General features: G+C 63.1%; 20 protein-coding genes and 1 pseudogene. 16 read left to right on the forward strand and 5 right to left on the reverse strand.

Going from position 1 to position 17,667, the window contains the following annotated elements; translation table 11 throughout:
- Positions 1–14: 14 nt before the first annotated feature.
- On the reverse strand, positions 15–1,070 hold the full coding sequence (locus FOT55_RS03910) for a permease (protein WP_147823145.1): 1,056 nt from the start codon (positions 1,068–1,070) through the stop codon (positions 15–17).
- A gap of 227 nt (positions 1,071–1,297) precedes the next feature.
- Here FOT55_RS03910 and phnF point away from each other — a divergent pair, with 227 nt between their 5' ends.
- The 11 genes and pseudogenes from phnF (at position 1,298) to phnP (ending at position 9,602) form a co-directional block, all read left to right on the forward strand.
- Positions 1,298–2,026 (forward strand): phosphonate metabolism transcriptional regulator PhnF, encoded by a 729-nt coding sequence (gene phnF, locus FOT55_RS03915; RefSeq protein WP_015376439.1) that lies wholly within the window; start codon positions 1,298–1,300, stop codon positions 2,024–2,026.
- The gene (gene phnG / locus FOT55_RS03920) at positions 2,027–2,470 is read left to right on the forward strand and encodes a phosphonate C-P lyase system protein PhnG (protein ID WP_019453314.1); all 444 of its coding nucleotides are present in this window, start codon (positions 2,027–2,029) and stop codon (positions 2,468–2,470) included.
- A 3-nt stretch (positions 2,471–2,473) separates the two neighbouring features.
- Positions 2,474–3,055 (forward strand): phosphonate C-P lyase system protein PhnH, encoded by a 582-nt coding sequence (phnH, locus tag FOT55_RS03925; protein WP_147823146.1) that lies wholly within the window; start codon positions 2,474–2,476, stop codon positions 3,053–3,055.
- On the forward strand, positions 3,055–4,140 hold the full coding sequence (locus FOT55_RS03930) for a carbon-phosphorus lyase complex subunit (protein ID WP_147823147.1): 1,086 nt from the start codon (positions 3,055–3,057) through the stop codon (positions 4,138–4,140). Before phnH ends, FOT55_RS03930 begins: the two co-directional genes overlap by 1 nt.
- Positions 4,133–4,993 carry an alpha-D-ribose 1-methylphosphonate 5-phosphate C-P-lyase PhnJ gene (locus FOT55_RS03935; protein ID WP_019453317.1) on the forward strand — a complete coding sequence of 287 codons (861 nt, stop codon included), beginning with the start codon at positions 4,133–4,135 and terminating at the stop codon, positions 4,991–4,993. The genes FOT55_RS03930 and FOT55_RS03935 overlap by 8 nt, the downstream gene beginning before the upstream one ends.
- Entirely contained in the window at positions 4,993–5,781 is a 789-nt protein-coding gene (gene phnK / locus FOT55_RS03940) for a phosphonate C-P lyase system protein PhnK (protein WP_147823148.1), read from the forward strand. The genes FOT55_RS03935 and phnK overlap by 1 nt, the downstream gene beginning before the upstream one ends.
- A 16-nt stretch (positions 5,782–5,797) precedes the next feature.
- Positions 5,798–6,502 carry a phosphonate C-P lyase system protein PhnL gene (gene phnL, locus FOT55_RS03945; RefSeq protein ID WP_142590982.1) on the forward strand — a complete coding sequence of 235 codons (705 nt, stop codon included), beginning with the start codon at positions 5,798–5,800 and terminating at the stop codon, positions 6,500–6,502.
- Positions 6,502–7,638 carry an alpha-D-ribose 1-methylphosphonate 5-triphosphate diphosphatase gene (gene phnM / locus FOT55_RS03950; protein ID WP_015376433.1) on the forward strand — a complete coding sequence of 379 codons (1,137 nt, stop codon included), beginning with the start codon at positions 6,502–6,504 and terminating at the stop codon, positions 7,636–7,638. Before phnL ends, phnM begins: the two co-directional genes overlap by 1 nt.
- Positions 7,638–8,189, forward strand: a pseudogene (phnN, locus tag FOT55_RS03955) (ribose 1,5-bisphosphokinase); the annotation flags it as partial. The gene phnM and the pseudogene phnN, both read left to right, overlap by 1 nt.
- Before the next feature lie 15 nt (positions 8,190–8,204).
- On the forward strand, positions 8,205–8,807 hold the full coding sequence (locus FOT55_RS03960; protein WP_147823170.1) for a DapH/DapD/GlmU-related protein: 603 nt from the start codon (positions 8,205–8,207) through the stop codon (positions 8,805–8,807).
- Between the two features lie 12 nt (positions 8,808–8,819).
- A complete protein-coding gene (gene phnP / locus FOT55_RS03965; protein ID WP_147823149.1) occupies positions 8,820–9,602 on the forward strand; it encodes a phosphonate metabolism protein PhnP in 783 nt (260 codons plus the stop codon).
- Here phnP and FOT55_RS03970 read toward each other — a convergent pair.
- On the reverse strand, positions 9,559–10,191 hold the full coding sequence (locus tag FOT55_RS03970; RefSeq protein ID WP_147823150.1) for an NAD(P)H-binding protein: 633 nt from the start codon (positions 10,189–10,191) through the stop codon (positions 9,559–9,561). The two genes, phnP and FOT55_RS03970, sit on opposite strands and share 44 nt — an antisense overlap.
- A gap of 30 nt (positions 10,192–10,221) precedes the next feature.
- Positions 10,222–10,662, reverse strand: coding sequence for a YhbP family protein (locus tag FOT55_RS03975; RefSeq protein ID WP_025305087.1), 441 nt, complete (start codon positions 10,660–10,662; stop codon positions 10,222–10,224).
- A 433-nt stretch (positions 10,663–11,095) separates the two neighbouring features.
- Between FOT55_RS03975 and speFL the strand changes: the two genes are divergently transcribed.
- From speFL to FOT55_RS03995, 4 genes are all read left to right on the forward strand, one after another.
- Entirely contained in the window at positions 11,096–11,200 is a 105-nt protein-coding gene (gene speFL, locus FOT55_RS03980; RefSeq protein ID WP_004933443.1) for a leader peptide SpeFL, read from the forward strand.
- 272 nt (positions 11,201–11,472) lie between these two features.
- On the forward strand, positions 11,473–13,635 hold the full coding sequence (gene speF / locus FOT55_RS03985; protein ID WP_060448244.1) for an ornithine decarboxylase SpeF: 2,163 nt from the start codon (positions 11,473–11,475) through the stop codon (positions 13,633–13,635).
- A 62-nt stretch (positions 13,636–13,697) separates the two neighbouring features.
- A complete protein-coding gene (gene potE / locus FOT55_RS03990; RefSeq protein ID WP_025305085.1) occupies positions 13,698–15,014 on the forward strand; it encodes a putrescine-ornithine antiporter in 1,317 nt (438 codons plus the stop codon).
- Positions 15,015–15,100: 86 nt separating this feature from the next.
- A complete protein-coding gene (locus FOT55_RS03995; RefSeq protein ID WP_025305084.1) occupies positions 15,101–15,406 on the forward strand; it encodes a GIY-YIG nuclease family protein in 306 nt (101 codons plus the stop codon).
- Here FOT55_RS03995 and FOT55_RS04000 read toward each other — a convergent pair.
- Both FOT55_RS04000 and ubiT read right to left on the reverse strand, forming a co-directional pair.
- Positions 15,393–15,896, reverse strand: a complete 504-nt coding sequence (locus FOT55_RS04000; protein WP_043139248.1) for a GNAT family N-acetyltransferase — start codon at positions 15,894–15,896, stop codon at positions 15,393–15,395. The genes FOT55_RS03995 and FOT55_RS04000 overlap by 14 nt on opposite strands.
- Entirely contained in the window at positions 15,890–16,411 is a 522-nt protein-coding gene (gene ubiT, locus FOT55_RS04005) for a ubiquinone anaerobic biosynthesis accessory factor UbiT (protein ID WP_025305082.1), read from the reverse strand. The genes FOT55_RS04000 and ubiT overlap by 7 nt, the downstream gene beginning before the upstream one ends.
- 258 nt (positions 16,412–16,669) lie before the next feature.
- On the opposite strand from ubiT, the gene ubiU reads away from it, so the two are divergent.
- A complete protein-coding gene (gene ubiU, locus FOT55_RS04010) occupies positions 16,670–17,665 on the forward strand; it encodes a ubiquinone anaerobic biosynthesis protein UbiU (protein WP_015376422.1) in 996 nt (331 codons plus the stop codon).
- The last annotated feature ends 2 nt before the right edge of the window (positions 17,666–17,667 follow it).

Below are 17,667 nucleotides of genomic sequence, written 5' to 3' on the forward strand. Positions count from 1 at the left end.
TCAGCAACGGTAAGTTACACCAACCCCATCCCCACCACGCCGGTCAGTACGCCGCACAGCGCCACCAGCGCCGCCGTCAGGCACAGAGCCCGGGCGGAGAAGGCCTTGTTGAGCATCAACAGCGAAGGCAGGCTGACCGCCGGTAGGGTCATCAGCAGCGCCAGCGCCGGGCCTGCGCCCATGCCCGCCAGCATCATGGTCTGTACGATCGGGATTTCCGCCGCGGTGGGGATAACGAACAGGCAGCCGACGATCGCCAGGCCGATGATCCACAGCAGGCTATTGTCGACGGCGCCGTCGGCGTGCGGGAACAGCCAGACCCGCGCCGCGCCCAGCGCCAGCACCGCCAGCACGTAGATCGGGATGGTCGACCAAAACAGCGCCCACAGCGCTTTGCCCCAGCGGGCGAGGAACGGCTGTTCCTCGCTCTGCGCCGTCAGCACCAAAGGCTGCGGCGCGGCGGGCAGCGGATCGTTGGCGGTCATGCGCTGCACCAGCCAGGCGATGCCCAGCACCATCACCACGCCCGCCACCAGGCGGATGGCGGCGAACGGCCAACCGAGCACAAACCCCATGAACACCAGCGTCGCCGGGTTCAATACCGGGTTGGCGAGCCAAAAGGCCAGCGCGGCGCCGCTGGACACCGACTGGCGGCGCATGCCGGCGGCAACCGGCGCGGCGCAGCAGGTGCACATCATGCCCGGCAGCGCGATCAGCGCCCCCAGCACGGTGCCGGAAAAACGCCGGTGGCCGAGCGTGCGCGCCAGCCAGTCGCGCGGGATCAGCACCTGCACCAGCGAACCTAGCAGCACCCCGAGCAGCGCCGCCTTCCATACTGCGGTGAAGTAGACCAGCGCGTACTGCCAGGCCGCCAGCCAGGGGCTCGCGGCGCCGTCGGCCAGGATCGACTTGCCGATCGAGTGGCTGTCCGCCGCCACGAACGCCTTGCCGTAGTAAGGCTGCCATTTGACGTAGTAGAGGCCGATGGCCACCACCAGCAGAAACAGGATCGGTTTCCACAGCGGCCAGGCGCGTGGGGCGGGTTCAGGGGCGTTCAGAGGTTGCGGCATGGTAGCGGCCAGAGTCAGTCAACAGAGGCGCCAGCATAGCGCGCCGTCGCCGCCCGTGCACGCCCGGGCTGTCCTAAATAGTTCATCTGTTCGCCACCGACGCGTAACGCGATTGTCATCTGCGCCCGGCACCATGATGCCAACTTGAAAACCACAGGGTAGACGCACGATGAAACGCACCGCTTCCGCCTTCATCGCACAGCCATCGGTATGACGAGGTTTTTATTATGATGGAGTTATCTAGACATCCGACCACTTACCCCACGCGCTATCAGCAGATCGCCGCACAGCTGGAACAGGAGCTGCGCACGCAATACCGCTGCGGCGACTACCTGCCTTCGGAACAGCAGCTGGCCGAGCGTTATCAGGTCAATCGCCACACCCTGCGCCGCGCGGTGGATCAGCTGGTGGAACGCGGCTGGCTGCAGCGTCGCCACGGCGTTGGCATTCTGGTGCTGATGCGGCCTTACGACTACCCGCTGCACGCCAATACCCGCTTCAGCCAGAACCTGTTCGAGCAGGGCAGCCATCCCACCAGTGAGCGCTTACTCGCTGTCTTGCGCCCGTGCAATGGGCATGTTGCCAGCGCACTCTCGCGTGAAGAAGGCGAAATGGTGATCCATCTGCGCACCCTGCGCCGGGTCAACGGCGTGCCGATGAGCGTGATCGACCATTATCTGCCCGATCTGGACTGGTGGCCGGCGCTGCAGCAGTTCCACAGCGGTTCGCTGCACCAGTTTATCGAACAGCACCTCCAGCAGCCGCTGACCCGCCGCCAGACGCGCATCAGCGCGCGCCGCGCGCAGGCCAAAGAGAGCCGGCTGCTGGAGATCGCCACCCACGCGCCGCTGCTGTGCGTGCGCACCCTTAACGTCCGCAGCGGCGGCGAAGACGTGGCGGAATACTCCGTCAGCCTGGCCCGTGCCGACATGATTGAACTGACGATGGAGCACTGAATGCAAGCCTTAGAGTCGAGACAACGCTGGATGTCGGTGCTGGCGCACAGCCGGCCCGAGCAGCTGCGCAGCCACTGGCAGGCGCTGAACCTCAGCCCGGGTTACCGCAGCATCCGCGCGCCGGAGATCGGCCTGGCCCAGCTGCAGGGGCGCATGGGCGCCACCGGCCGCCGCTTCGTGCTGGGGGACATGACGGTCACCCGCGCGGTGGTGCAGCTGGACAACGGCGGCTATGGCTACAGCTATATCGCCGGACGCGACAAGGCGCACGCCGAGCTGTGCGCGCTGGCCGATGCGCTGCTGCAACAGCCGGAACACGGCGAACGCCTGCAACAACAGCTGATCGCACCGCTGGCCGCGCTGCAGCACGAGCAGCGCCAGCTGCGCGCCCGGGCGATCGCCGCCAGCCGGGTGGACTTCTTTACGCTGGTGCGAGGGGATTAAGCCATGAGTTTATTGACCGGTTTTGAACAACCGATAGACCAATCGCAGCACGCTTTCCGTTTGATTCTTAAAGCCTTGAGTGAACCGGGCCACCGGGTGACGCTGCCGGCCAGCCCGGCCTGGGCGCCGCTGAACGCCGCCAGCACCGCCGCGCTGCTGACGTTGGCCGATCAGGAAACGCCTCTGCAGCTGTGCGCTGCGCTCAAAAGTGAGCAAGTGCTAACAAACATTCGTTTTCACAGCGGTGCGCCGCTGGCCGCCACGGCGCAGGAGGTCTGTTTTGCCCTGTTCGATGAGCAGCTGCAGGCCGCCGATCTGCAGGCGTTGCCGCACGGCACGGAAATCTCGCCGGAATGCGGCGCCACGGTGGTGGTGCAGCTTGCTGAGCTGGAGAACGGCGCCGCGCTGCGCCTGACCGGCCCAGGCATCGAGAGCCAACGCCTGATTGCGCCGCGTCTGCCGCCGGCGCTGTTGGATTATCTGGTCAACCGCCCGCAGCGCTTCCCGCTGGGGCTGGATATTTTGCTGACCTGCGGCGATCGCCTGCTGGCGATCCCGCGGACCACCCGCGTGGAGGTGTGCTGATGTACGTAGCGGTAAAAGGGGGCGAAAAAGCCATTGAGGCCGCCCATCAGCTGCAGGAACAGCTGCGGCGCGGCGACGACGCGCTGCCGGCGATCGGCGCGGAACACATCGAACAGCAGCTGGGGCTGGCGGTGGATCGGGTGATGACCGAAGGCGGCATCTACGATCGCGAGCTGGCGGCGCTGGCCATCAAACAGGCCAGCGGCGATTTGGTGGAGGCGATCTTCCTGCTGCGCGCCTACCGCACCACCCTGCCGCGCCTGGCGGTCAGCGAGCCGCTGGCCAGCGAAAACATGCGGCTGGAGCGGCGCATCTCGGCGGTTTACAAGGACTTGCCCGGCGGGCAGGTGCTGGGGCCGACCTACGACTACACCCACCGGCTGCTGGACTTCGCGCTGCTGGCGGAAAGCGAGGCGCCGCGCGCGCCGCAGGCCGACGAACCGCTGCCGGACAACTGCAGCCACGTGTTCGATCTATTGTGTCGCCAGCAGCTGGCGCGGGAGGAACAGGACGACGGCAGCGCGCCGGACGACATCACCCGCAACCCGCCGGTCTACCCATGCTCGCGCTCGGCGCGCCTGCAGCAGCTGGTGCGCGGCGACGAAGGTTTTCTGCTGGCGCTCGGCTACGCCACCCAGCGCGGCTACGGCCGCAACCACCCGTTCGCCGGCGAGATCCGCACCGGCCACGTTTCGGTGGAGATCGTGCCTGAAGAGCTCGGTTTCGCCATCGATATCGGCGAAATCCTGCTGACCGAGTGCGAAATGGTCAACGGCTTCGTCGATCCAAAGGACCATCCGCCGCACTTCACCCGCGGCTACGGGCTGGTGTTCGGCCGCGCCGAACGCAAGGCGATGGCAATGGCGTTGGTGGATCGCGCATTGCAAAGCCCCGACTACGGCGAAGGCGTCGCCGGCCCGGCGCAGGACGAAGAGTTCGTGCTGGCCCACGCCGACAACGTCGAGGCCGCCGGCTTCGTCTCCCATCTCAAGCTGCCGCACTACGTCGACTTCCAGGCCGAATTGGAACTGCTCAAGCGGCTGCGGCAGGAATACAGCGAGCGTCAGGAGGCCCGCGATGAGTGAAGTATTGACCGGCTATAACCTCGGTTATCTGGACGAACAGACCAAGCGCATGATCCGCCGCGCCATCCTCAAAGCGGTGGCGATCCCCGGCTATCAGGTGCCGTTCGGCGGCCGCGAGATGCCGATGCCCTACGGCTGGGGCACCGGCGGCATCCAGCTCACCGCCAGCGTTATCGGCCGCGCCGACGTGCTGAAGGTGATCGACCAGGGCGCCGACGACACCACCAACGCGGTGTCGATCCGCCGCTTCTTCCAGCGCGTCGCCGGGGTGGAAACCACCGAACGCACGCCGGAGGCCACGCTGATCCAAACCCGTCACCGCATTCCGGAAACCGCGCTGCGCGAAGACCAGATCCTGATCTATCAGGTGCCGATCCCGGAGCCGCTGCGCTTTATCGAACCGCGCGAAACCGAGACCCGCAAGATGCACGCGCTGGAGGAGTACGGCGTGATGCAGGTGAAGCTGTATGAAGACATCGCGCGCTACGGCCATATCGCCACCACCTACGCCTACCCGGTGAAGGTCAACGATCGCTACGTGATGGATCCGTCGCCGATCCCGAAATTCGACAACCCGAAAATGCACATGATGCCGGCGCTGCAGCTGTTCGGCGCCGGGCGCGAGAAACGCATCTACGCCCTGCCGCCGTTCACCAAGGTGGAAAGCCTGGACTTCGACGACCATCCGTTCAGCGTGCAGCAGTGGGACGAACCCTGCGCGCTGTGCGGCTCGCGCCACAGCTACCTGGACGAGGTGGTGCTCGACGATCAAGGCAACCGCATGTTCGTCTGTTCGGACACCGACTACTGCCGGCAGCAGCTGGCGCAATCTTCGCAAGAGGCGCAGCACTGATGACTTCCACCCCTTTGAGCACCACCCCGCTGCTGTCGGTGAACCGGCTCACCCACCTGTACGCCCCCGGCAAGGGCTTCAGCGACGTGTCGTTCGACATCTACCCCGGTGAAGTGCTGGGCATCGTCGGCGAATCCGGCTCCGGCAAAACCACGCTGCTGAAGTCGATCTCCGCGCGGCTGGCGCCGCAGCGCGGGCAGATCCTTTACCGCCCGCAGGCGGACCGGGAACAGGATCTGTACGCCATGGCGGAGAGCGATCGCCGCCGCCTGCTGCGCACCGACTGGGGCGTGGTGCACCAGCACCCGCTCGACGGGCTGCGGCCGCAGGTCTCCGCCGGCGGCAACATCGGCGAGCGGCTGATGGCCATCGGCCAGCGCCACTATGGCGACATTCGCCGCCAGGCTGGCCAATGGCTGGAAGACGTCGAAATCCCGCTGTCGCGCCTCGACGATCTGCCGACCACCTTCTCCGGCGGCATGCAGCAGCGGCTGCAGATCGCCCGCAATCTGGTCACCCACCCCAAGCTGGTGTTTATGGACGAGCCGACCGGCGGGCTGGACGTATCGGTGCAGGCGCGCCTGCTCGATCTGCTGCGCAATCTGGTGGTGGAAATGCAGCTGGCGGCGGTGATCGTCACCCACGATCTCGGCGTGGCGCGGCTGCTGGCCCACCGCCTGCTGGTGATGAAACAGGGCGAAGTGGTGGAGAGCGGCCTGACCGATCGGGTGCTCGACGATCCGCACCATCCTTACACCCAGCTGCTGGTTTCTTCGGTGCTGTCGTAACCCAAGGCGATAACAGATGACTATGCAAATCCGAGTTGAACATCTCAGTAAAACCTTTGTGCTGCATCAGCAGTACGGCACCCGCCTACCGGTGCTGCACGACGCCAACCTGACGGTCCACGGCGGCGAATGCGTGGTGCTGCATGGCCACTCCGGCAGCGGCAAATCCACCCTGCTGCGCTCGCTGTACGCCAACTACCTGCCGGACAGCGGCCATATCTGGATCCACCACCAGGGCGACTGGCTGGACATGGTCAGCGCCGATGCGCGCCAGATTCTGGCGGTGCGCCGCCATACGCTGGGCTGGGTCAGCCAGTTCCTGCGGGTGATCCCACGCATCAGCGCGCTGGAGGTGGTGATGCAGCCGCTGCTGGAACAGGGCGTCGAGCGCGCCGAGTGCCGCGACCGCGCCGAAGCGCTGCTCGCAACGCTCAACGTGCCGCAGCGCCTGTGGCCGCTGGCGCCGTCCACCTTCTCCGGCGGCGAGCAGCAGCGGGTGAACATCGCGCGCGGCTTTATCGTCGATTACCCCATTCTGTTGCTGGACGAACCGACCGCCTCGCTCGACAGCCGCAACAGCGCGGCGGTGGTGCAGCTTATCGAACGCGCCAAGGCGCGCGGCGCGGCGATCGTCGGCATTTTCCACGATGAAGGCGTTCGCCAACAGGTCGCCGACCGGCTTTATGACATGCAGGCGCCGCAGGCGCTGGAGGCCCTCTGATGATCGTCAATAACGTTAAGCTGGTGCTGGATGACCAGGTGGTGCAAGGCTCGCTGGAGATGCAGGACGGCGTGATCCGCAGCTTCGCCGACGGCCCGAGCCGGCTGCCGCAGGCGCTGGACGGCGACGGCGGCTGGCTGCTGCCGGGGCTGATCGAGCTGCATACCGACAACCTGGACAAGTTCTTCACCCCGCGCCCGAACGTCGACTGGCCGGCCCATTCGGCGATGAGCAGCCACGATGCGCTGATGGTGGCCAACGGCATCACCACGGTGCTGGACGCGGTGGCGATCGGCGACGTGCGCGACGGCGGCCACCGGCTGGAAAACCTGCAGAAGATGATCGACGCGGTGATCCACAGCCAGCGCGCCGGGGTGAACCGCGCCGAGCACCGGCTGCATCTGCGCTGCGAGCTGCCGCACGAGAGCACCCTGCCGCTGTTCGAACAGCTGATGGACAAGCCGGGCGTGTCGCTGGTGTCGCTGATGGACCATTCGCCGGGCCAGCGCCAGTTCGCCTCGCGCGAAAAATACCGCGAATATTATCAGGGCAAATACCACCTCAACGACCAGCAGATGAGCGAGTACGAGGAGCAGCAGGTCGCCCTGTCCGCCCGCTGGGCCGCGCCGAACCGCGAGGCGATCGCCGCCCACTGTCGCGCGCGCCGCATCTCGCTGGCCAGCCATGACGACGCCACCGCCGCGCACGTGGCCGAATCCTGCGCGCTGGGCAGCGCCATTGCCGAGTTCCCCACCACCGAGGCGGCCGCCCGCGCCTCGCACCAGCAGGGCCTGCAGGTGCTGATGGGCGCGCCGAACATCGTGCGCGGCGGTTCCCACTCCGGCAACGTGGCGGCGCACCACCTGGCGGCGCTGGGGGTGTTGGACATTCTCTCTTCCGATTATTACCCGGCCAGCCTGCTGGATGCGGCGTTTCGCCTCGCGGCGGACGAACGCAACGCCTACGATCTGCCCCAGGCGGTGCGCATGATCACCCGCAACCCGGCGCGGGCGCTGGATCTGCAGGATCGCGGCACCCTCGCCGAAGGATTGCGGGCGGATCTGGTGCTGGCGCGGCCGCACGGCGAGCACGTTTACGTGCAGAACGTGTGGCGCCAGGGCAGGCAGGTGTTCTGATGGCGCGGCTCATCTACCTGATGGGGCCTTCCGGCGCAGGCAAGGACAGCCTGCTGGCCGCGCTGCGGGCCGACGCCGACCACGCGCCGCTGGTGGCGCACCGTTACATCACCCGGCCGGCGGACGCCGGCTGCGAGAATCATATCGCGCTGAGCGAACCGGAATTTCTGCGCCGCCGCGCCAAGGGGCTGTTCGCGCTCGACTGGCAGGCCCACCAACAGCACTACGCGTTCGGGATCGAAGTGGATCTTTGGCTGCTGCAGGGGATCGACGTGGCGGTCAACGGTTCACGTGCCCACCTGCCGCAGGCGCAGCAGCGCTATGGTGCACAGCTGCTGCCGGTGTGCCTGCAGGTCAACGCCGCGATCCTGCGCCGGCGCCTGCAGGATCGCGGACGAGAAAGCGCCGAACAGATCGAGCAGCGGCTGGCGCGGGCGGCGGAATATCAGCAGAGTCTGCCCGCCGGCTGCCGGGTGCTGCACAACGACGGCCCACTCGACGACACCCTCGCGGCGCTGCTGGCGCTGCTGCCCCCCCCCTACCCGACAAGCTCAGGATGCGACGCCATGAACGACTTTGCCCAGCCGAAAATCGGCGACAACGTGACCCTTAACCGCACCCGGCTTGGCCAGTATGTACACCTGGCCGACGATGCGATCCTGGAAGAGGTGGATATGGGGGACTACTCCTACACCGCCGGGCACAACCAGATTTTTTACGCCACCATCGGCAAGTTCGTCTCCATCGCCTCCTATGCGCGCATCAATCCCGGCAACCACCCGACCTACCAGCGCATCGCGCAGCATCACTTCACCTACCGCGCTTCCGAATACGGGCTGGGGGAAGACGACGCGGCGTTCTTCGACTGGCGGCGCGAGCACCACGTTACCGTCGGCCACGATGTGTGGATCGGCCATAACGCCATTCTGATGCCGGGCGTCAGCGTCGGCAACGGCGCGGTGATCGGCAGCGCGGCGGTGGTCACCAAGGACGTGGAGCCCTACAGCATCGTCGCCGGCGTGGCGGCCAAAAAGATCGGCATGCGCTTTGACGATGCGCTGATCGAGCGTATCGAACGCAGCCAGTGGTGGCACTGGGATCACGCCACGCTGCAGGCGCGGCTGGCGGATTTTCGCGACATCAACCGCTTTGCGCAGAAGTACCTTTAACGGAGGGGAGCGATGCAACTGACCTTTCTCGGCACCGGCGGCGCGCAGCAGGTGCCGGTGTTCGGCTGCGACTGCCCGATCTGCCAACGGGCGCGGCGCGAGCCGGCATTTCGGCGGCGAGCGTGCAGCGCCATGCTTAACTATCAGGGAGAAACGACCTTATTGGATGCGGGATTGCCGGCTTTGGAGCGGCGATTTTCGGCGGGGCAAATTCAACGTTTTTTACTGACACATTACCACATGGATCACGTTCAGGGGTTATTTCCTTTGCGTTGGGGGTGCGGAAATTCCATTCCGGTGTATGGCCCGCCGGATGAACAGGGCTGCGACGACCTGTTCAAACACCCCGGCATTCTGGCGTTTCAGCCGCCGCTGGTGCCCTTTGCCACCGTCGAGTTGGGCGGCATGCGCATCACCCCGCTGCCGCTGCAACACTCCAAACTGACCCACGGTTATCTGATCCAGGCGGCGGGCGCTGCGCTGGCCTACCTGACCGACACCGTCGGCCTGCCGCCGGCTACCGCCGACTATCTGCAAAACGTGGCGCTGGATCTGCTGGTGCTCGATTGCAGCCTGCCGCCTCAGCCGCAGGCGCCGCGCAACCACAACGATCTGACCCGCGCGCAGGAGACGCAGCGGTTGCTGCAGCCCAAACGCACGCTGCTGACGCACATCAGCCATCATCTCGATCTGTGGCTGCTGGACAACGAACTGCCCGCCGGGCTGGAGCTGGCGTTCGATCACCTCAGCGTCAGCCTCGGTAGCAGTGCAGCCGATCCGACTCCAGCACCCTGACCCCTTCGCCCGGCGTGAACGCCTGCTGCAGCAGCGTTTGCGCCACGTCTTTGGCGGAGACGGCGCGCCATTTGCCGGGCAGCAGCCTGAACAGCGGCAGCGTGAGGCGCTCCATCAGGCGCGGCGCAGGGCGCTCCCCTACCAGCATGGAAGGCCGCACCAGCGTCAGGCGCGGCCAGCGCTGTTCGCGCAGCGCTTGCTCCATTTCGCCTTTGGTGCGGTTATACAGGAAGGTGGAATCCGCGTTGGCGCCCAACGCACTCACCACCAGACAGTGCTGTGCCCCCAACCGGCGGCCGGTCAGCGCGCTCTCCACCACCAGTTGGTAATCGACGTAGCGGAAGGCATCGGCGCTGCCCGCCGCCTGGCGGGTGGTGCCCAGGCAGCAGAACACCAGATCGACCGGCTGCTGCAGGCCGCTCAGCAGCTCGAACAGCGCATCGCCGACCGGGTTGGTCAGCTTGCCGTGCGGCGGCAGCGGCGCACGCGTCGGCGCCACGATGGCCGTTATCTGCGGATCGCTTTGCAACAGCTGCAGCAACTCGCGCCCCACCAGCCCGGTTGCGCCGACTAACAGTGCTCGCGCCATGCAATCTCCCGTTGTAATCAATAGGTCGACTTAAAGTATAGACCGCGCCCAGTGCAGCTTCTTGCCGAAGCCGAGGGTGTTGTCGGTCATCTTCACCTCGTGCAGATCCAGCCGCCATACCGAGGCCTTCATCGCCCTGGCGATCGGGAAGCGCTTGCAGTAACGCGCGCGCGCCGCCTCGGCTTCTTCACCGCTCAGCAGCACCGCCTCGGCGCGGTATTGCACGCCGCGGATCAGCGCGATGCTTTTCGGTTTCGGCGCGATGGTGCCGACCACCCGGCCGTTGTTCAGCATCAGCCCGCCGTGGCGGGTGTGCGGTTCGGTCATCAGCCACAGCGCCATCGTCGCGGCGTCGAACACGTAAAAACAGTTGGCGCACCACATGTCGAGGCCGTCGCCAGCGCACAGCGTTAAGACATGTTGCTTGCCGATGAAATCCGCAATCTGTTGCCGTTGTTCTGAGGTATTCAAGGTTACTCGCCTCCCGGTTCACTCACTTCATCTTACCCTGCGTTGTTGAGGCGAGTCACAAATAACGATAATCATCAAAAATCACACATGAATATAAACACAACAATAATGAATTTTTATTTATTTTTGCATAAAGCAGATTGATAACATAAAAAACACAAGGCGGATTTATTTGATCGTCATGTAGCCGGTTATTTGACCGCTTTTTTTATTCCTTTCCGAGCGCCATTGAAATTAAGCGCTTAAGGGCCGCGAGCATTAGCAATTCATTTACATGCCAACCTCTGGACCCGGATGATACTTATGCAATTCATTGCATAACAGGTGAATAGTTATTTATAAACACCGGCATTTATGTGACTTTAATCACGATTTTTAGCCCACCTTGCGTTAAAATAGCGCCATCTTTTCACTCAGCAAGGTGGATTAGAAAATGGAAAACAATAACCGAAAAATGGCGCACATCAGGCGCACAACCCATATTATGATGATGGCTCATCGCAGCTGCTTTAGTTTCGCATTCTTCAACTACAGATAACCCTCCCCCTCGCTCTTACGCCGTTGATAAGAGTGTCATTGCGTTTTATTTATTCTCCGCACGCCGGTGATAATATCTCTTTCTCGCTAACCGGGAAGGACACGCAATTCATTTTTAATTTCGGCCAAGCGCATCCAAGCTAAATAAAACAGCGAACACAGTTAATGCCTTTCGGCATCACTGGGTTCTCGCACACATTTATTTTCGTGAAGGCGTTAACGGCAAATGGAATTATTTGCCGGCGGAATGCCTTTGCCTGAAGAATGAGAAAAATGAAAAAATTAAAAATTGCCGCCAACACCCAAACCCTCGGCTGCTTTGAAACCGAACGCGACATCGTCGATGTGCACCACAGCGATTTCAATGACGTCGCCGCCATTGTGCTGTCGGTAGACGACGTCACGCAAGGCATGGTGGCGCGCATCGAAGAACACGGCCTGAACATTCCGCTGTTCGTCGCCGTCTGCTGCGAAGAAGAGCTGGATAACGCCGTCTTGCCGGCGCTGCACGGTGTGTTTGAGCTGTGCGGCAAGAATACCCAGTTCTACGGCAAACAGCTGGAGGCCGCCGCCGCCAAGTATGAAAGCGAGCTGCTGCCGCCGTTCTTCAACACGCTGACGCAATACGTAGAAATGGGCAACGCCACCTTCGCCTGCCCCGGCCACCAGGGCGGCGAGTTCTTCCGCAAACATCCGGCGGGCCGCCAGTTCTTCGACTTCTACGGCGAAACGCTTTTCCGCTCCGACATGTGCAACGCCGACGTCAAACTGGGCGATCTGTTGATCCACGAAGGCGCGCCTTGCGCGGCGCAGCAGCACGCCGCCAAGGTGTTCAACGCCGACAAGACCTACTTCGTGCTCAACGGCACCTCGGCCTCGAACAAGGTGGCGACCAATGCCCTGCTGACGCGCGGCGATCTGGTGCTGTTTGACCGCAACAACCATAAATCCAACCACCACGGCGCGTTGATCCAGGCCGGCGCCACGCCGGTGTATCTGGAAACTGCCCGCAACCCGTTCGGCTTTATCGGCGGCATCGACGCGCACTGCTTCGACGAACGCTACCTGCGCCAACAGATCCGCGAAGTGGCGCCGGAACGCGCCAACGAAGCCCGCCCGTTCCGCCTGGCGATCATCCAGCTCGGCACCTACGACGGCACCATCTACAACGCCCGCCAGGTGGTCGACAAGATTGGCCACCTGTGCGATTACATCCTGTTCGACTCCGCCTGGGTGGGCTATGAGCAGTTCATTCCGATGATGAAAGACTGCTCGCCGCTGCTGCTGGAGCTGAACGAGAACGATCCCGGCATCATCGTCACCCAGTCGGTGCACAAACAGCAGGCCGGCTTCTCGCAAACCTCGCAGATCCACAAAAAAGACAAGCATATCAAGGGGCAGAGCCGCTACTGCAACCACAAGCGCTTCAACAACGCCTTTATGCTGCACGCCTCCACCAGCCCGTTCTATCCGCTGTTCGCCGCGCTGGACGTCAACGCCAAGATGCACGAGGGCAAGAGCGGCCAGCGCCTGTGGCAAGAATGTGTGCGCGTGGGCATCGAAGCGCGCAAAATGCTGCTGGACACCTGCACGATGATCAAACCGTTCGTGCCGGATCAGATCGACGGCAAGCCGTGGCAGGCCTATGACACCGCGGCGATGGCCAACGATCTGCGCTTCTTCAACTTCGTGCCCGGCGAGAAGTGGCACGCCTTTGAGGGCTATGCCGAGTCGCAGTACTTCGTCGATCCGTGCAAGCTGCTGCTCACCACGCCGGGTATCGATACCGCCACCGGCAGCTACAGCGAGTTCGGCATCCCGGCGACCATTCTGGCCAACTACCTGCGCGAAAACGGCATCGTGCCGGAAAAATGCGATCTCAACTCGATCCTGTTCCTGCTGACGCCGGCGGAAGACATCGCCAAGATGCAGCACCTGGTGGCCCTGATCGCCCGCTTCGAGAAGCACATCGAGCAAAACTCCCTGCTCAGCGAGGTGCTGCCTGCGGTCTATAAAAACCACCAGCAGCGCTACAAAAACTACACCATCCGCCAGCTGTGCCAGGAAATGCACGATCTTTACGTCAGCTATGACGTTAAAGAACTGCAAAAAGAGATGTTCCGCAAAAGTTATTTCCCGCGCGTGGTAATGAATCCGCAGGATGCCAATACCGAGTTCGTGCGCGGCAATGTGGAATTGGTGTCGCTGGCCAAGGCCGAGGGCCGCATCGCCGCCGAAGGCGCCCTGCCTTACCCACCAGGCGTGCTGTGCGTGGTGCCCGGTGAAATTTGGGGCGGCGCCGCGCAGCGTTATTTCCTGGCACTGGAAGAAGGCATCAATTTATTGCCAGGATTCGCGCCGGAATTACAGGGCGTTTATATCCAACAGGATGAGGACGGCTGGAACCGTGCTTACGGCTACGTCATGAAAAATTAATCACCTTACGGGGCGGCGATGATTCCCGCCGCCCGGATCGCATCCTAAAAGAGAAAATGATCATGAGTAAGTCCAATAATAAAATGGGGGTCGTGCAATTAACGATCCTGACCGCCGTGAATATGATGGGTTCCGGCATAATTATGCTGCCGACCAAGCTGGCCGAAGTGGGCACGATTTCGATCGTTTCCTGGCTGGTGACCGCTGTCGGCTCGATGGCGCTGGCCTACGCCTTCGCCAAATGCGGCATGTTCAGCCGTAAATCCGGCGGCATGGGCGGCTACGCCGAATACGCCTTCGGTAAATCCGGCAACTTCATGGCGAACTACACCTACGGCGTTTCGCTGCTGATCGCCAACATCGCCATCGCCATTTCCGCCGTCGGCTACGGCACCGAGCTGTTCGACACCACGCTCAGCCCGCTCGGGATCTGTATCGCCACCATCGGCGTGCTGTGGCTGGCGACCGTCGCCAACTTCGGTGGCGCGCGTATCACCGGCAAAATTAGCGGCATCACCGTCTGGGGCGTGATCATTCCGGTGGTGGGCATCTCGGTCATCGGCTGGTACTGGTTCAGCGGCAGCGCCTACGTCGCCGCCTGGAACCCACATCAGGTGCCGACCTTCGAAGCCATCGGCGCCTCGATCTCAATGACCCTGTGGGCGTTCCTGGGGCTGGAATCCGCCTGCGCCAACACCGACGTGGTGGAAAACCCGGAGCGCAACGTGCCGATCGCCGTACTGGGCGGCACCCTCAGCGCGGCGGTGATCTATATCATTTCGACCAACGTGATCGCCGGCATCGTGCCGAACATGGATCTGGCCAACTCCACCGCCCCGTTCGGGCTGGCGTTCTCCCACATGTTCAACCCGACGGTCGGCAAGATCATCATGGCGTTGATGGTCATGTCCTGCGTCGGCTCGCTGCTCGGCTGGCAGTTCACCATCGCTCAGGTGTTCAAATCCTCCGCCGACAGCGGCTTCTTCCCGAAAATTTTCTCCAAGCTGAGCAAGGCCGACGCGCCGGTTAAAGGCATGCTGACCATCGTCGTCATCCAGAGCGGTTTGTCGCTGATGACCATCAGCCCGTCGCTGAACAAGCAGTTCAACGTGCTGGTGAACCTGGCGGTGGTGACCAACATCATCCCTTACATCCTGTCGATGGCGGCGCTGGTCATTATTCAGAAAGTGGCGAAGGTGCCGGACAACAAGGCGCGCATCGCCAATATCATCGCCGGCATCGGCGCGCTGTACAGCTTCTATGCGCTCTACAGCTCCGGTGAAGAAGCGATGATGTGGGGCGCCATCGCCACCTTCCTCGGCTGGACGCTGTACGGCATCGTCTCGCCGCGCTTCGAGCTGGCGGGAAAAAAGGGGTAAAGCGGTAAGGCTCCGGCGGCCGGGGATGGGATTGTGATGGCGAACATGCCATCATACGCCGACCCTGGCCACCGAAACGGCGTACGATGACCGACACTACCCCCACTCCCTGGCACCTCTATATGCTGCGTTTACCGAGCGGCATGCTGTATACCGGCATCACTACCGACGTGGCGCGCCGCCTGGCACAGCACCAAGCCGGCAAAGGCGCCAAGGCGCTGCGCGGTAAAGGGGAACTGACATTGGCGTTTCACTGCCAGGTGGGGGATCGCTCAACGGCGCTGAAGCTGGAATACCGCGTCAAACAGCTGAGCAAAATACAAAAAGAGCGGCTGGTGAATCACCCGCCGCTGTCGTTGGCGTATCTATTGCCGGTCGTTAAAAGCGATTAAACGGCGCCGAAAAAGCCACTTCGCCGCTGACGCCATTCAGGGCGTCTTCCGCCAGCGGATACACCTGGAACGCGCTTTCCGTGTCCGGCCAGCGGCAGTTCAGGCCATAGGTGGCGGCCGGTTTAAAGCCGAAGCGGCCGTAGTAGGCCGGATCGCCCAGCACCACCACCGCGGCGTAGCTGAATTCGTTCAGCGAATCCAGGCCTTCGTACACCAGCTTTTCAGCCAGCCCCTGGCGGCGCAGGCTTTCGTCTACCGCCAGCGGCGCCAGCGCCACCCATTGGCGGTCTTCGCCGGCCACGTCTACCGGGCTGAACGCGGCGTAACCCACTACCCCGCCTTCGTCGTCAGTGGCGACCACGCCCAGCGTCAGCAGGCCGTCTTCGCGCAGCTGCTGCACCAGATCGGCTTCGTCGTCGCGGCCAAAGGCGCGGCGCAGCAAGGTGTCGATGCCCGCCGCGTCTACCGGGATCTCTACGCGGATCAGCATGATACCGCCACACGGGAAGCCGACGCCGTGCCCTCCTGCAACCCTTTTTCGACAAAATCAGCCAACTGCAACAGCCCCATGCGCAGCGGCGCAGGCATGCTTTCCAGCTCGATGGCGTCCATCAAATTTTTCACATACAGGCCCAATTCGGTATCCCCTTCAATCTGCAGCCGACGCTGAAAGAACAGCGTATCCGGATCTTGCTTGCGCGCCGCGATCAGGATCAGATCGTTGGCATCGCCGCTGAAGCTGACGTCCGCTTCGGCGTGCTGGCTGACCACCAGTTTGTCGTTTTCTACCGTCATAAACCATTGTAGCGCCAGATCGCGAACTTCGATCTTCAGCCAACGCGATTCGAGAAACTCCAGATCCCCATCCGCCAATGCCTGGCGGAACTGCCAGCTCAGCACCTGTTGCAGCAGCTGACGCTGCAGAGCGAACGGCGTGAATTTCAGCGGGATGCGCAGCAGCGACGGCCCCTGGCGCACAAGGCGTGCTCGTAGTTGTTCCAACACGGTCATCCACTCCTTTCAATACGGACTACCGCTATTTTGCCACACTGACGCGCGGCTTCAGCGGTCTATATCAACAAATAGTGCATTTCACCGCCATGTTTATCAATACGCCATAAGCTGCCTCAAATCAAAACCTGTGTGTGCCCCATTGCCTAAAATGACCTCCCCGATTCGCATTTGCCGGCGGAACACCGCCGCCGGCAACCTTTAAAGACAGCGTGCGCCCGGCCGGGCGCACGGCTAAGCCAGGATAAATCTATGGAGCTGCTTTGTCCCGCCGGCAACCTGCCGGCCCTGAAGGCCGCGGTGGATAACGGCGCCGATGCCGTTTACATCGGTCTGAAAGACGATACCAACGCGCGCCACTTCGCCGGCCTTAACTTCACCGAGAAAAAGCTGCAGGAAGCGGTCGATTATGTGCATCGCCACGGCCGCAAACTGCATATCGCCATCAACACCTTCGCCCATCCCGACGGCTATGCCCGCTGGCAGCGCGCGGTGGATATGGCGGCCCAACTGGGCGCCGACGCCCTGATTCTGGCGGATCTGGCGATGCTGGAATACGCCGCCCAACGCTATCCGCAGTTGGAACGCCACGTTTCGGTGCAGGCTTCCGCCACCAACGAGGAAGCGATCCGTTTTTACCAGCGCAACTTCGAGGTCGGCCGGGTGGTGCTGCCGCGCGTGCTGTCGATGCATCAGGTGAAACAGCTGGCACGCACCAGCCCGGTGCCGCTGGAAGTGTTCGCCTTCGGCAGCCTGTGCATCATGGCCGAGGGGCGCTGCTATCTCTCTTCCTACCTGACCGGCGAGTCGCCGAACACCGTCGGCGCCTGTTCGCCGGCGCGTTTCGTGCGCTGGCAGCAAACCCCGCAGGGCATGGAGTCGCGCCTGAACGACGTGCTGATCGACCGCTACCAGGACCATGAAAACGCCGGTTACCCGACGCTGTGCAAGGGCCGCTATCTGGTGGACGACGTGCGCTACCACGCGCTGGAAGAGCCCACCAGCCTCAATACGCTGGAGCTGCTGCCGGAGCTGCTGGCCGCCAACATTGCCTCGGTGAAGATCGAAGGCCGCCAGCGCAGCCCGGCTTACGTCAGCCAGGTGGCGCGCGTCTGGCGCCAGGCGATCGACCGTTGCCAGGCCGATCCGGCCGCCTACCGCGCCGACGCCGCCTGGATGGAGACGCTGGGCGCGATGTCCGAGGGCACCCAGACCACGCTGGGCGCCTATCACCGCAAATGGCAGTAGCC

Origin of the sequence: Serratia bockelmannii (assembly GCF_008011855.1) — a bacterium.
Classification (GTDB): Bacteria; Pseudomonadota; Gammaproteobacteria; order Enterobacterales; family Enterobacteriaceae; genus Serratia; species Serratia bockelmannii.

Bases quoted from the DNA above. Each gene is read 5' to 3' on its own strand.
- FOT55_RS03910 (WP_147823145.1), bottom strand. From the start codon at position 1,070: ATGCCGCAACCTCTGAACGCCCCTGAACCCGCCCCACGCGCCTGGCCG.
- phnF (WP_015376439.1), top strand. From the start codon at position 1,298: ATGATGGAGTTATCTAGACATCCGACCACTTACCCCACGCGCTATCAG.
- phnG (WP_019453314.1), top strand. From the start codon at position 2,027: ATGCAAGCCTTAGAGTCGAGACAACGCTGGATGTCGGTGCTGGCGCAC.
- phnH (WP_147823146.1), top strand. From the start codon at position 2,474: ATGAGTTTATTGACCGGTTTTGAACAACCGATAGACCAATCGCAGCAC.
- FOT55_RS03930 (WP_147823147.1), top strand. From the start codon at position 3,055: ATGTACGTAGCGGTAAAAGGGGGCGAAAAAGCCATTGAGGCCGCCCAT.
- FOT55_RS03935 (WP_019453317.1), top strand. From the start codon at position 4,133: ATGAGTGAAGTATTGACCGGCTATAACCTCGGTTATCTGGACGAACAG.
- phnK (WP_147823148.1), top strand. From the start codon at position 4,993: ATGACTTCCACCCCTTTGAGCACCACCCCGCTGCTGTCGGTGAACCGG.
- phnL (WP_142590982.1), top strand. From the start codon at position 5,798: ATGACTATGCAAATCCGAGTTGAACATCTCAGTAAAACCTTTGTGCTG.
- phnM (WP_015376433.1), top strand. From the start codon at position 6,502: ATGATCGTCAATAACGTTAAGCTGGTGCTGGATGACCAGGTGGTGCAA.
- FOT55_RS03960 (WP_147823170.1), top strand. From the start codon at position 8,205: ATGAACGACTTTGCCCAGCCGAAAATCGGCGACAACGTGACCCTTAAC.
- phnP (WP_147823149.1), top strand. From the start codon at position 8,820: ATGCAACTGACCTTTCTCGGCACCGGCGGCGCGCAGCAGGTGCCGGTG.
- FOT55_RS03970 (WP_147823150.1), bottom strand. From the start codon at position 10,191: ATGGCGCGAGCACTGTTAGTCGGCGCAACCGGGCTGGTGGGGCGCGAG.
- speFL (WP_004933443.1), top strand. From the start codon at position 11,096: ATGGAAAACAATAACCGAAAAATGGCGCACATCAGGCGCACAACCCAT.
- speF (WP_060448244.1), top strand. From the start codon at position 11,473: ATGAAAAAATTAAAAATTGCCGCCAACACCCAAACCCTCGGCTGCTTT.
- potE (WP_025305085.1), top strand. From the start codon at position 13,698: ATGAGTAAGTCCAATAATAAAATGGGGGTCGTGCAATTAACGATCCTG.
- FOT55_RS03995 (WP_025305084.1), top strand. From the start codon at position 15,101: ATGACCGACACTACCCCCACTCCCTGGCACCTCTATATGCTGCGTTTA.
- FOT55_RS04000 (WP_043139248.1), bottom strand. From the start codon at position 15,896: ATGCTGATCCGCGTAGAGATCCCGGTAGACGCGGCGGGCATCGACACC.
- ubiU (WP_015376422.1), top strand. From the start codon at position 16,670: ATGGAGCTGCTTTGTCCCGCCGGCAACCTGCCGGCCCTGAAGGCCGCG.